Source organism: Paraburkholderia sp. JHI869 (assembly GCF_038900775.1).
Taxonomy (GTDB): Bacteria; Pseudomonadota; Gammaproteobacteria; order Burkholderiales; family Burkholderiaceae; genus Paraburkholderia.
In genome coordinates this window covers 74,602-87,577 of sequence record NZ_JAYMSC010000009.1, presented here as the reverse complement: position 1 = coordinate 87,577, position 12,976 = coordinate 74,602, and the positions used below count along the sequence as shown (strand labels likewise).

Sequence of the window (12,976 nt, the reverse complement as noted above, 5' to 3'; positions counted from 1 at the left end):
CCCTGCCATGACAGCCCAATCTACCCAAGCGCCCGCGCCACTGTTCAAGACGCTCTCCGACGCCGAAGCGCGCGTCGATATCTGGTTCAACGGCCAGCCGCTCTCCGTGCCTGGCGAGCGCTCCGTCGCCGCCGCACTGCTCGCCGCCGGCGTGTCGCGCTTTCGCGCCACGCCAGTTTCGGGTGCGCCCCGCGCACCGTTCTGCATGATGGGCGCGTGCTTCGAATGCCTTGTAGAGATAGACGGCGTGCCGAGCCGCCAAAGCTGCATGGCGCCCGTGCGCGCGGGCATGCATATCCGCTCGCAGGAAGGCGCGCGCGACCTGCCGCCCGAAACGGGCGCGAATGCCGACACGCTCGAGGAGAACGCTCATGCCCGGTGATTATCAAGGCGATGCCAAAGCCGATTTCCATGCAGAAGCCGTCGATCTCGTCGTGGTCGGCGCGGGCCCCGCAGGCATGAGCGCGGCCACCCGCTCGGCGCGCGCAGGACTCTCAGTGGTCCTGATCGATGAGCAGGACGCCGTGGGCGGCCAGATCTATCGCGCGATAGGCCGCGCCGACGCGCACCGCAAGGAGATACTCGGCCCCGACTATGCGGCGGGCGATGCCATCGCCCAGGCGTTCGCGCGTTCCGGCGCGCGCCACGTCGCCCATGCCTCCGTGTGGCAGGTCACGCGCGAGCATGCCGTTCACTACCTCAAGGACGGCAAGGTAGGCAGCTTCCAGGCGAAGCGCGTGATTCTCGCGAGCGGCGCACTGGAGCGGCCGTTTCCCATTCCGGGCTGGACACTCCCCGGCGTGCTCACGGCGGGCGCCGCGCAAATCCTGCTGAAGAGCGCAGGCGAAGTGCCCGCCTCGCCGCCCGTGCTCGCCGGTTGCGGGCCGCTGCTCTATCTGCTCGGCTGGCAGTACGTGCGGGCAGGCGTGCCCATTCGCGCGCTCGTCGACACCACGCGCCACGAAGACCGCTGGCGCGCGAAACGGCACCTGCTTGCCGCGCTGCGTTCGTGGCCGTTCCTCAGCAAAGGCCTGCATTTGATCCGCACGCTGCGCGACGCGAATGTGCCCATTTTCGAAGCCGCCGACGACCTCGCCGTGGAAGGCCGTCAGGGCAGCGACGGCGTTCAGCGCGCAGCGGCGCTCACATTCACGTCGCAAGGCCGCGCGCAACGCATCGAAGCCGATGTGATCCTGCTGCACCAGGGCGTGGTGCCCAACACGCAGTTCACGCAGGCGCTGCGCGCCGCGCATGGCTGGGACAACGGGCAGCTTTGCTTCAAGCCGCAAACGGATGCCTGGGGCGAACTCGACGTGCCCGGCATCTTCGTGGCCGGCGACGGCGCGGGCATCGGCGGCGCGCAGGCCGCCGCGCAACAGGGCGTGCTCGCGGCGCTTGCCGCCGCCGCACAGCTAGGCTCGATCGACGCCGCCGCGCGCGATCGCGAGGCGGCCCCGCATCGCGCGGAACTCGACCGCGTAATGCGCATCCGTCCGTTCCTCGACAGCCTCTACCGCCCGCGCGACGCGAACCGTATTCCCGCCGACAGCACCGTCGTCTGCCGCTGCGAGGAAGTCACCGCGGGTGAGCTGCGCGGCTTCGTAGGACTTGGCTGCCTCGGCCCGAACCAGGCGAAGTCGTTCGGCCGCTGCGGCATGGGGCCGTGCCAGGGCCGCATGTGCGGCCTCACCGTGACCGAAGTGATCGCCGATGCGCGCAAGGTGCCGCCAGCCGAGGTGGGCTACTATCGCATCCGCCCGCCGATCAAGCCGCTCACGCTCGGAGAACTCGCCGGTGAATGACGCCCGAACTCCACTTGCGAGCGCCGTGCAGGAAGCGGACGTGCTCGTGATCGGCGGCGGCCTGCACGGTTCGAGCAGCGCCTTTCACATGGCGCGGCGCGGCGCGAGCGTAATCGTGCTCGAAGCCGACTACGTGGGCCGCCATTCGTCGGGCGTGAATGCGGGCGGCGTGCGCACGCTCGGTAGGCCGTTGCCCGAGATCCCGCTTGCGCTCATGTCGCGCGAAATCTGGCACGCGCTGCCCGAAACCATCGGCGACGACGGCGGCTTCGTTCCTTCCGGACAACTGAAGATTGCCGAAACCGATGCAGAACTGGAGGAGTGCCGCGAGCGCGTCGCGTTGCTCGAATCGCATGGCTTCACGCACGAAAAGCTGATCGACCGCGAGACGGTGCTCGAACTCGAACCTGCGCTGGCGAAGCACGTGACGGGCGGCATCTGGGTCGAGCGCGACGGCTATGCGCTGCCCTTTCGCACCACCACGGCGTTTCGCCTCGCCGCGCAAAAACATGGCGCGCGCTTTTACGAAGGCACGGCGGTCACGCACATCGAGCCTCGCGGCGAGCGCTGGATCGCGAAAACGCCACGCGGCACCTTTGCCGCGCGCAAGCTGCTCGTGACGGCGGGCGCATGGTCGGGCGAACTGGCGCGCCAGGCCGGCGAGCCCGTTCCCGTCCACCCCGAAGGGCTCATGCTGATGGTCACGCACCGCGTGGCGCCGTTCTGCCGCGCCACGCTCGGCGCAACGGGCCGGCCGCTTTCCTTCAAGCAGTTCGACAACGGCACGGTGGTGATCGGCGGGAAGCTGATCGGCATTGCGGACCTGCCGGGGCGGCACGGCGAAGTCGATTTCATGCGGCTCGTGAAAAGCGCGCAGACCGTGGTCGATCTCTTTCCGCATCTGCGCCATCTGGGCGTGAACCGCGCGTGGGCCGGCGTGGAAGCGTTCACGGCCGATTCGTTGCCCATCATCTCCGCAAGCCGGCGCGCCGCGAACCTCTACTACTCGTTCGGCTATTGCGGCAGCGGCTTTCAACTCGGGCCCGCGTGCGGTCGGCTCGTATCCGAACTCGTGCTCGACGGCGCGCCTTCGCTTTCGCTCGATGCGTTCGCAATCGACCGCTTCGAGCGTGCCGCGGCGCACGCGCCGCTCATGGGCGTTGCCGCGCATTGACCTCATCGACTCTCTCTCACCCTGTAACGCCATTGCGGCGAAGGAGCTTGCAGACACATGAACGATATCGTTCGCATTGAAACCAATCAGCGCATGAGCCGCGTCGTGAAGGCGGCGGGGCTCGTGTTCGTGGGTGGCCAAACGTCGGCCGATCCGTCACCCGACGTGAAGATCCAGACCGCCGCCGTGCTCGCGAAGATCGATGGTTTTCTCGCCAATGCCGGCATCGACAAGACGCGGCTCGTCTCCGCGCAGGTCTGGCTCGCGGATATCGCGCGCGACTTCGCGGGCATGAACGAGGTGTGGGACGCGTGGGTGCCCGAAGGTTGCGCGCCCACCCGCGCGACGGTGCAGGCGCAATTGGCGTCGCCGCAATTGCTCGTGGAAATCGCGGTCGTGGCACTAGGCTAAGCGCCGCATCAGCCTGCCGGCGCGAAGATGAAAGCGCGCCGACAGCCACCGTCGATCAACCGTAAAGCGAAGGCGCGGCATCGCGCGCACGCTGTAAGCGCAAGTTCACGTTCGCACGGCACAATGGCAAAACCACCCGAACCAAGAGGAGCGCGCGATGGCCCTTCCTTACGGCTACGTCAAGGCGAAGATCGTTACCGCACCGCAACTGAAGTCCACGCGGCGGCCGCACGAAGTCCAATATCACCTGCACTTCGGTGTGACGGTCAACGGTGCGCAATGGGACATCGCCGTCAACGTGGGCACCACGGACGCTGACGACCTGCTGAAGTACAAGCTTGTCTTCGATTTCAACCACAATGTGCTCACCACGCTTGAGGGCGCGGCGGAAGGCCAGACCGATCTCACGGGCACCGATGCGCTGCCCGCCATCGACTTCGAGCGCAGCGACTTCCTCGCCAATACCGGCGCGTGGCGCAACAGCGACGTGATGGACGGCTCCGACCAGGTGGAGCCAGTCGCCTCGCTCAAACGCCTGCTGTTGCGCGCGCAACAATCTTCGCTCGATGTGTATGTGTTTGGCCGCTTCTACAGCGAAGGCGACGGCATTCACGACGTGCACATGAACCAGGGCTCGAAGGGCGAGTTCATCCACCGCGCGGGCAACGACTCGAACGATCACAACGACATCTGGCAGGACGGCGCGCTGCTCGTGGATCTCGGCGACCCTGAGTGGGCCTTGTATGTCGCGGCATTCGACCAGCAATACGTGCCCACCGACGATCTCGGCAACCCCGTGCCGAATTCGCAGCCGATTTCGTGACCTCGACGGCAAACGGGCGCATCCCGGATAACCGGCATGCGCCCGCTCGTTCAGACAGCTCGACCGTTTAGAAGTCGATCTTCGCGTTGAGGCTGACCGTGCGCGGATCGCCCGGGGCGATGTAATCGGAGTACTGGAACATCCAGTAACGGCGATTCGTGATGTTGTCGATCGCCGCGCGCAGCGTCACATCGTGGCCGCCAATGCGGGTGAAGTAGTTCGCACCCACATTCACGAGCATATAGCCGCCCGTTTCGAGATTGTTTGCCGGCCGCACCTGCGTGCTGCCGGTGAACTTCGCATCTGCCGCCAGTTGCAGGCCTTGCACGTAAGGCACGTCGTAAGTCACGCGGCCCGCGGCGACGAACGTCGGCGCGCCGGCTACGCGATTGCCGTTGAACGACTGGCCCTTCGCGTACCACGTGTCGAGCAGCGTGACGCTGCCCGCCACCTGCCAGCTACGGCCAAGCCGCACGCTGCCGCCCGCCTCGATCCCTTCGTAGATCGAGTTTCCGTCCTGCACGTAGACGTTGTCGCTGTTGGCGTAAGCGGCGCCGCGCTCGATGCGGAACAGTGCCGCCGTCGCGCTCCAGCGCTCGTGCTCGCTTTTGATGCCGATCTCGTACTGACGCGAGCGCAGCGGACGCAGCATCGCGCCGCCGTTCGCGTAGATGCTGTCCACGATCGCACCCTGCTCCAGCGCCTCGACATAACTAGCGTACAGCGTCGTATTCGGCTCGAGCTTGTACATCAGCGCGAAAGTCGGCGTGAGCACGCCGTTCTGGCTGTACTGCGACGTCTTTTCGCCCGTGGTTGCGTAGTTGTTCTGACTATAGTTCGTGTAGCGCAAGCCCGCGAGCACTGACCAGCGGCTCGTGATCTGCATCGTGTCGCTCACGAACGCCGAAGCTTGCGTGATATCGCTCGCGCGGTACGTTTCGAGCCCGCCGCCCGAATAGAAGCGCCACGGGTTGGGCTGATACAGATTGCCGTTGCCGAGCACCGTGTAAATGGAGTTCGACGCGTAGTTGTTGGTCTGGTGCTGATACGCGCCGCCAATCACGAGGTCATGCGTGAACGGCCCGGTCTTAACCTTCCCCTCGAACATGCCCTGCCAGTAGATGTCCTGGTGACCTTCGTCGCCGTTCCAGCGCGCGTCGGTGTAGTCGCCTTCCTGGTTGAGCAGCGTGAGCGTGCTCTCGTTGCGGTCGCGCGCCGACTTGCTGTAGCTGCCCGAGGTGGTGAACGACCAGTCGGGCGTGATCTGGTAACGCACGCCCGCCGTGTAGAGCTGCAGGTTCGTGTTGATGTGCTGGTCGGTGCCGCCAAGCAGGTTGCTGCCGCCGCTGATCACCGCAGGCAGGCTCGACGCCGTGTAGCTGCCTGTGTAGATCGCGGGCGTCTGGCCGCTGGAACGGACGGTCTGGTAAAGCGCGTTGAACCAGACCTGCAGGTCGCGCGTAAGCTGGCCGTCGAGCGCGAGCGAAACCGAATTGCGGTTGATATCGCCGGCGTTATACGTTTTGCCCGCTTCCTTCGTGTAGTTCAGGCGCGCGCCGAACATGTCGTCCGGGCCGAAGCGGCGGCTCAGGTCCACGTGCGTGCTCAGCACGCCGTCCATGCGGTAGCCCACGTCGAGGCTCGTGACGGGGTCCTTGTCCGGCCGCTTCGTCACGTAGTTGACGAGGCCGCCCGGCTGCGCGAAGCCGTACATGAAGCCGCCCAGGCCCTTGAGCAGTTCCACGCGCTCCAGTTGCTCGTAGGGCATGGTGATGCCGTACGAGATGAACGGATTGCCGTCGATGCGAAAGCCGTTTTGCCAGTCCACGGGCAGGCCGCGAATGGTGATGTACGTGGCCCACGCGTTATAGGCGTTGCTGTTGTTGGTGACCGAGGCGTCGCCGGCAAACACGTCGCCGAGCTTGTAGACCTGGCGCTCGGCGAGGTCCTCGCCCGTCACAACGGTGGTCGAGAATGGCGTGTCGAGTTGCGAGCGCGTGCCGAGCGCGCCGCTGTTCACCGGTGTGTTCAGGTGCAAAGGCGAATCGGCGGTCTGGCTCGCGCTCACCTTCACGGCGGGCAGCGCCTGGTCCGTGCTGGTGGTGGCCGCGGCGCCGTCCTGCACGGTGGCGGGGGTCTCTGTCTGGGCAACGGCGGCCTGGGCCGCCGCAAAAGTGAGCCAGGCCGCAAAATGCAACGGCCGTAGCGGCCGGGGCTGCGTGCGTCGTGTGCGCCGCGCGTGTTCTCGGTTGTTCATGTCGTTTTAGAAGGGTCGTCTCGCCAGTGCTTGCCGGATACTTCAATGAGAAGCATTCTCATTTCCACTGGCGGGCGATATTAACAAACCCTTACGACTTTTCCTAGAACCGGCATCTCATTCGTCAGATTTGACGTATTCCGTGGGAATACTGCTCAAAACAGACGTAACGCGGCCGAATAACGTCTGTTTAGCGCAAGAATCATCGGAAATTGTCAGGATTGGACAGCCGTGCGGAGCGCGGCTCGGGCCGCTTCGCGAGCGCGCACCTTGCTGCTTTGCGAAATGTCGGCGCCTGGAAATACGCTAAGTCGCGACATAAAATACAGGCCCAGTCAGTCCATTCACGTGGTGGCCGCGTATGAAACACGCTACGTTCCCCGTGCTGATCGTTCTGGCTTCGGTCCCGGCCGCATGGGCCATGGGCCTCGCCTGCGCAAACGAAAACACGGATCTGCCCTCTCCCCAGCGCGCGGCGCCTGCCACGCTGCATTGGCCTCCCCCCTCGCCTTCATCCATCCCGCCAGGCATTTCGCGCGCCGCGTTGCATACGGGGCCCCAGAAAGACGGCAAGACGTATTTCGAAATGCTCCCGGACGGCGATAAGCAACTCGACGATCAGGGCGCGCCTTTACGCGGCGATCGTTTCCACTGGCAGCAACCCTAGCCAGATAATCAGTTTTACTGATTATCTACGTGAACCGCCGGACGCTATCCGCGTCGCATAGCACGCGCGAGGGCATGCTTGCGCCCCGGCCACGCTCGAGCGGCCCAAAGCGCGTTCCATGACATGATCGGCGCGTCCTGCAACTGGAACGCCATCATGACCCGTCTGTTTCGTACGTCTGTGCGCCTGAAAGCCTGCGTGCTTGCCGCTTCGCTCGCCTTGCTGGCGGCTCCGCTCGTCATCGATTCCGCGCAAGCGTGCACGCGCGCCCTCTACGTGGGTGACAGCGGTCTCGTCATCACGGGGCGTTCGATGGACTGGTCCGAGGACATGCGCTCGAACCTCTGGGTCTTTCCGGCCGGCATCGAACGCGACGGCAACGCGGGCCCGCGCTCGCCGCACTGGCGCTCGAAATACGGCAGCGTGGTGGTGTCGGGCTACGACATCGGCAGCGTGGACGGCATGAACGAACGCGGCCTCGTGGCCAACGCGCTCTATCTCGCCGAAACCGATTACGGCAAGCCCAACTCGGGGCGCCCGCCCCTTTCCATCAGCCTGTGGGCGCAATACGTGCTCGACAATTTCGCCACCGTTGGCGAGGCTGTGGACGCGCTGGGCCACGAGCCGTTCCAGATCATTGCCCCGCCGTTGCCCGACGGCAAGCCGATCACGATCCACCTCGCGCTTTCCGATGCGCAAGGCGACTCGGCGATCCTCGAATATATCGACGGCAAGCTCGTCATCATGCACAACAAGGCATACAAGGTGATGACGAATTCGCCGATCTACCCCGAGCAGCTCGCGCTCGATACGTACTGGAAAGGCGTGGGCGGTCTCGCGTTTCTGCCCGGCACGAATCGCGCGGCGGACCGTTTCGTGCGCACCTCGTTTCTGCTCGACGCCATTCCGAAGAAACCCGACCCGGCCTATATGGCGGGCGTGCCGCAGCAGAACCCCGCTTATCAGGCCGTGGCGAGCGTGATGAGCCTCATGCGCTCCGTGAGCGTGCCGCTCGGCATTACCACGCCCAACATGCCGAATCTTTCGTCGACGATCTGGCGCACGGTGGCGGACCAGACGAACCGCGTCTACTACTTCGATTCCGCCACGCGCCCCGACACGTTCTGGATTTCGCTGAGCAAGCTCGACCTCAAGCCCGGCGCGCCCGTGATGAAGCTCACCATCGAATCAGGCCAGGTGTATTCGGGCGAGGTGTCGGGCAATTTCGTGGCGACGCCGTCGTTCAAGTTCATGCCTGCGCCCGCGCCTTGATCGCTGCGCGGGCATCCTCGCCTATTTGGCGAAAAGCTGGCCGATGTCCTTGAACGCCTTGAATTCGAGCGCATTGCCGCACGGGTCGAGGAAGAACATGGTGGCTTGCTCGCCCACCTGCCCCTTGAAACGCACGTAAGGTTCGATCACGAACTTCACGCCGAATGTCTTGAGGCGCTCGGCCAGTGCCTCCCAGTCGTCCCAGCTCAGCACCACACCGAAATGCGGCACGGGCACATCGTGGCCATCCACGGGGTTCGTGTGCGCATGGTCTTGCGAGGCCGTTTTCGGATGCTCGTGAATCACGAGTTGATGGCCGAAGAAGTCGAAATCGACCCACTGCGCGCTGGAACGCCCTTCCGCAAGACCGAATACGCGGCCGTAGAAGTCGCGCGCGGCGGCGAGGTCATAAACGGGAATGGCGAGGTGAAAGGGGGAAAGCGACATGGGTGTCTCCACGGTCTTCGAACGCGATCCCGCCATGGTAGACAGACCAAAGCAAAAACAAAATCAATATATAATTTTCTGATACACAAATATTCTTGATGAATGATACGCGAACTCAGAACCCTCGTTGCCGTGGCGAGAGAAGGCACATTCGCCGCGGCAGGCCAGAAGATCGGCCTGACCCAGGCCGCCGTCAGCGCGCAGATGCAGCGCCTCGAGGCGGAGATGGGCTTTGCGCTGTTCGACCGCGAGGGGCGCGCGGCGCGCCTGAACGCGATGGGCCAGCAGATCCTCGCGCAGGCGCAGGAAGTCATCCGGCTCTATGAAAACCTGAGTTCGAGCGCGGCCGGCCCCGCGGCGACCGGGCGCGTCACGCTCGGCGCGATCGCCTCCGTGCAGCGAGCGCTCGTACCCGAGGCGCTGGCCGAATTCCACCGCCGTAGCGCCGGCTGCCGCACGCGCGTGATCCCCGGCGTTTCGATGGAGCTTCACAATCTCGTGGATGCAGGCGAAATCGACATGGCGGCCATCATCCGGCCACCCTTCGCACTGCAAAGCGATCTGCGCTGGACCACGCTTGCGCGCGAGCCGTTCCGGCTCATCGTGCCGCGCCACGTGAAAGGCCACGACTGGGCCGACCTGCTGGCGACGCAGCCCTTCATCCGCTACGATCGCGCGTCGTTCGGCGGACGCCAGGTGGACCGCTTCCTGCGCCGCATGCACTACACCGTGCAGGACCTGAGCGAGCTCGACGAACTGGAAGCCATCGTCGGGCTGGTTGCGAACGGCGTGGGCGTCGCGCTGGTGCCGCAAACGTCGGCTTGGCGGCGCTGGCCCGCTAAGGTGCGCGCGATCGATCTCGGGCAGCACACGTTCCACCGCGACGTCGGCCTCGTGCATCGTGCGCCAGGCACGCTCAGCGAGCCTGCGCGCCTGCTGATCCAGTTGCTCGAATCGCGCGCCCAGGAGCAGCAAGCGGGCGTGGAGCAATGACCACCCCCTTCCTTTGTCGCCTGGCGGAGAAACATACGTGAGCAGTCCAGAACAATTGCTTTTCCTGCCCGGCGCCTCGGGTAACAAGGCCTTCTGGCAACCGCTGTCCGGCCGTCTCGCCACGCCGGCTGCGCGTCGCTTCGTTGGCTATCCGGGTTTCGGCGGCGAACCGGCTAACCCGGCAGTCGCCAGCATCGACGACATCGTGCAGCGCGTGCTGGCCGTGATCGATCGGCCCACGGCGTTGATCGCCCAGTCGATGGGCGGCGTGATCGCCGTGCGTGCGGCGCTCGAGAAGCCACAGTTCGTCACGCACCTGGTGCTCTCGGTCACGTCGGGCGGTATCGACACCGCGGCGCTCGGCGCGCAGAACTGGCGCGCGGGCGACACCAGCGCGTTTCCCGACTGGTTCGTGTCCTTTCACACGGACCTGTCGAGCCAGATCGCACGCATTGCCCAGCCGGCTTTGCTGCTATGGGGCGACAACGATCCGCTGAGTCCCGTTGCGGTTGGCGAGCGGCTCAACGCCCTGCTCGCAAATTCCACGCTGCATGTGGTGCCCGGCGGCCAGCACGATCTCGCGAGCGTCCACGCTCAAATACTGGCGCCGCTCGTGGATGCGCATTTGACGACGTTTTGAGGCATAAGCGCGCCGCAGTGCCGAGCAGTCGTTTCAACCAATTTCTCCAAAAAATACATTAAAAATAACTGGACGAAAATCAATACGATTGCACAAATCACTAGACCGTCGCCGCCCAACCCACAGGAACGCCTATGCCGCGCCCCATTACCGCACGCATTCAACCCGACGCCATCCGCCACAACCTGCACCTCGTCAAGCAGATCGCCGCCGGCTCGCGCGCCTTCGCCGTGATCAAGGCCAACGCGTACGGCCATGGCATCGAGCGGATCTATCCGGCGCTCGCGGGCGCCGACGGCATCGCCCTGCTGGACCTCAATGAGGCCGTGCGCGTGCGCGAACTGGGCTGGACCAAACCGCTGCTGCTGCTCGAAGGCGTGTTCGAGCCCGCCGACGTCGAGTTGGCCGTCGCACACCGGCTCACCGTGGCCGTGCATTGCGACGAGCAACTCGACCTGCTCGCGGCAGCGAAGCCGCAGCATCCCATCGACATTCAGCTGAAGATGAACTCGGGCATGAACCGCCTGGGCTTTCGCCCGCATGCGTATCGCGCAGCGTGGGAACGCGCGCGGGCCATCCCGTCGATCGGCGCGATCGGGCTCATGACGCACTTCGCGAACGCCGACGACGGCCAGGTCGACTGGCAGCTCGACACGTTCGACGCCGCCGTGCAGGGCATTCCCGGCGAGCAGTCGGTGTCGAATTCGGCGGGCGTGCTCTGGCACCCGCGCGCGCATCGCGACTGGGTGCGGCCCGGCACGATCCTTTATGGCGCGTCGCCCACGGGCGTGGCGCGGCACGTGGAAGGCTTCGGCCTGCGTTCGGCCATGACGCTCACGAGCCGCATTATCGGCGTGCAGACGCTCGCGCCGCAGGAAACCATCGGCTATGGCCGCACTTTCGAGGTCGACCGTTCAATGCGCATCGGCGTAGTGGCGTGCGGCTACGCGGATGGCTATCCGCGCCACGCACCCACCGGCACGCCGATCGCCGTGGATGGCGTGCGCACGCGCGTGGTGGGCCGCGTGTCGATGGACATGCTCACGGTCGATCTCACGCCCTGCCCGCAGGCGGGTATCGGTTCGAGCGTCGAACTGTGGGGCGACCAGGTGCGCGTGGACGAAGTGGCTGAAGCGTCGGGCACGATCGGCTATGAGCTGATGTGCGCGCTCGCGCAGCGCGTGCCGGTGGTCGTGGCCGACGGCGCGGATACGCCGGCCGATGCGCGCACACACGGCGAGCACGTAGCAGCTTGACTGCGCGCCTGACTACGCCGAAAGCTCGCTGACGAAATATCGTCAAACTTCGGGTTGAGCCCCGGCCTTGCGTCACCTATTTTTGTGTTGACACGCGCAGCGCATCGCACGCCGCTCGCTGCCAACACTTCAAGGAGACACACGTGGCCGACCAGGAGACTCACGCCTACGCGCCGCATCACGCGGACTACCGGCTCATCGGCGGCGCAGGCGAACGCGCGCGCACAGCGGGCCTCGTCAACGCGGACTGGTACCGGTGCGCCGTGCCGCGCCCCGTGATGAAGCAGTTGATGCAGCGCAGCGACGCGCGCGCCATCCGCGACACCGTGATCTGGTACGCGGCCATCGTCGCGAGCGGCGTGCTCGCCGGTTTCCTCTGGCACGTGCATTCGTGGTGGGCCGTGCCCGCGTTCCTGCTGTACGGCACGCTCTATTGCAGCCCCGCCGACTCGCGCTGGCACGAATCGGGTCACGGCACCGCCTTCAAGACACGCTGGATGAACGACGTGCTCTACCAGATCGCGTCATTCCAGGTGTTTCGCTGCGCGACCATCTGGCGCTGGAGCCACGCGCGCCATCACACCGACACGCTCGTGGTGGGCCGCGATCCCGAGATTGCCGCGCCTCGCCCCACCGACTGGTTCTCGCTCGCCCTCAACATCTTCGCGCTCAAACACGTCTCGCGCGAGTTGCCGCGCATGATCTCCGCTGCGTGCGGGAGACTGGGCGCGGAAGAACAAAGCTTCGTGCCCGCCTCCGAATGGCCCAAGGCCATTCGCGAAGCGCGCCTGAGCCTGCTTGTGTATGCGATCGTGATTGGCCTGTGCATCGGCTTTCGCACGATCCTGCCGCTGCTTTATATCGGCCTGCCGAGCCTTTACGGCGCGTGGCTCTATCTCTACTTCGGCCTCACGCAGCACGCTGGCATGCCTGAGAACGTGCTCGACCACCGGCGCAACTGCCGCACGGTGATGATGAATCCCGTGTTCCGCTTTCTCTACTGGAACATGAATTATCACGTCGAGCATCACATGTTTCCGATGATTCCTTTTCACGCCCTGCCGCGCCTGCACGATGTCGTGAAGATGGATATGCCGCCGCCTTATCGCAGCAGCCTTGCCGCCTACGCGGAAATCATTCCCGCGCTCGTGCGGCAAACACGCGATCCCTCGTATCACGTGGCGCGCCCGGTACCGGGCCACGCCGAAGCCTGACCCGTTGCACGCACAACCAT

The 12,976-nt window shown here is 65.1% G+C and carries 13 protein-coding genes; 11 read left to right on the top strand and 2 right to left on the bottom strand.

The genetic code is table 11. From position 1 onward, the window contains the following. The first annotated feature begins 7 nt into the window (after positions 1-7). The 5 genes from VSR72_RS17310 (at position 8) to VSR72_RS17290 (ending at position 4,210) form a co-directional block, all read left to right on the top strand. The gene (locus VSR72_RS17310) at positions 8-382 is read left to right on the top strand and encodes a (2Fe-2S)-binding protein (RefSeq protein ID WP_342953568.1); all 375 of its coding nucleotides are present in this window, start codon (positions 8-10) and stop codon (positions 380-382) included. Beyond that, complete coding sequence (locus tag VSR72_RS17305) at positions 372-1,802, top strand: NAD(P)/FAD-dependent oxidoreductase (protein WP_342953567.1); 1,431 nt, start codon at positions 372-374, stop codon at positions 1,800-1,802. Before VSR72_RS17310 ends, VSR72_RS17305 begins: the two co-directional genes overlap by 11 nt. After that, a complete protein-coding gene (locus VSR72_RS17300) occupies positions 1,795-2,976 on the top strand; it encodes an FAD-binding oxidoreductase (protein ID WP_342953566.1) in 1,182 nt (393 codons plus the stop codon). The genes VSR72_RS17305 and VSR72_RS17300 overlap by 8 nt, the downstream gene beginning before the upstream one ends. 57 nt (positions 2,977-3,033) lie before the next feature. Further along, positions 3,034-3,387 (top strand): RidA family protein, encoded by a 354-nt coding sequence (locus VSR72_RS17295; RefSeq protein ID WP_342953565.1) that lies wholly within the window; start codon positions 3,034-3,036, stop codon positions 3,385-3,387. A 157-nt stretch (positions 3,388-3,544) separates the two neighbouring features. Continuing rightward, entirely contained in the window at positions 3,545-4,210 is a 666-nt protein-coding gene (locus tag VSR72_RS17290; protein ID WP_342953564.1) for a DUF2278 family protein, read from the top strand. A 67-nt stretch (positions 4,211-4,277) separates the two neighbouring features. On the opposite strand, the gene VSR72_RS17285 is transcribed toward VSR72_RS17290, so the two are convergent. Next, positions 4,278-6,467: a TonB-dependent receptor gene (locus tag VSR72_RS17285; protein WP_342953563.1), complete on the bottom strand. Its 2,190-nt coding sequence runs from the start codon at positions 6,465-6,467 to the stop codon at positions 4,278-4,280. 361 nt (positions 6,468-6,828) lie between these two features. On the opposite strand from VSR72_RS17285, the gene VSR72_RS17280 reads away from it, so the two are divergent. Together VSR72_RS17280 and VSR72_RS17275 are read left to right on the top strand one after the other, a co-directional pair. After that, on the top strand, positions 6,829-7,134 hold the full coding sequence (locus VSR72_RS17280) for a hypothetical protein (protein WP_342953562.1): 306 nt from the start codon (positions 6,829-6,831) through the stop codon (positions 7,132-7,134). A gap of 156 nt (positions 7,135-7,290) precedes the next feature. Beyond that, positions 7,291-8,406, top strand: a complete 1,116-nt coding sequence (locus VSR72_RS17275; protein WP_342953561.1) for a linear amide C-N hydrolase — start codon at positions 7,291-7,293, stop codon at positions 8,404-8,406. A 21-nt stretch (positions 8,407-8,427) separates the two neighbouring features. On the opposite strand, the gene VSR72_RS17270 is transcribed toward VSR72_RS17275, so the two are convergent. After that, positions 8,428-8,853 (bottom strand): VOC family protein, encoded by a 426-nt coding sequence (locus tag VSR72_RS17270; protein ID WP_342953560.1) that lies wholly within the window; start codon positions 8,851-8,853, stop codon positions 8,428-8,430. A gap of 102 nt (positions 8,854-8,955) precedes the next feature. Between VSR72_RS17270 and VSR72_RS17265 the strand changes: the two genes are divergently transcribed. The 4 genes from VSR72_RS17265 to VSR72_RS17250 all read left to right on the top strand — a co-directional run bounded on the left by VSR72_RS17265 (position 8,956) and on the right by VSR72_RS17250 (position 12,956). Beyond that, a complete protein-coding gene (locus VSR72_RS17265; RefSeq protein ID WP_342953559.1) occupies positions 8,956-9,846 on the top strand; it encodes a LysR family transcriptional regulator in 891 nt (296 codons plus the stop codon). Positions 9,847-9,883: 37 nt separating this feature from the next. Further along, positions 9,884-10,486 carry an alpha/beta fold hydrolase gene (locus VSR72_RS17260; RefSeq protein WP_342953558.1) on the top strand — a complete coding sequence of 201 codons (603 nt, stop codon included), beginning with the start codon at positions 9,884-9,886 and terminating at the stop codon, positions 10,484-10,486. A 134-nt stretch (positions 10,487-10,620) separates the two neighbouring features. Next, entirely contained in the window at positions 10,621-11,742 is a 1,122-nt protein-coding gene (gene alr / locus VSR72_RS17255) for an alanine racemase (RefSeq protein WP_342953557.1), read from the top strand. A 143-nt stretch (positions 11,743-11,885) separates the two neighbouring features. Then, a complete protein-coding gene (locus VSR72_RS17250; RefSeq protein ID WP_342953556.1) occupies positions 11,886-12,956 on the top strand; it encodes a fatty acid desaturase family protein in 1,071 nt (356 codons plus the stop codon). Positions 12,957-12,976 lie beyond the last annotated feature (20 nt).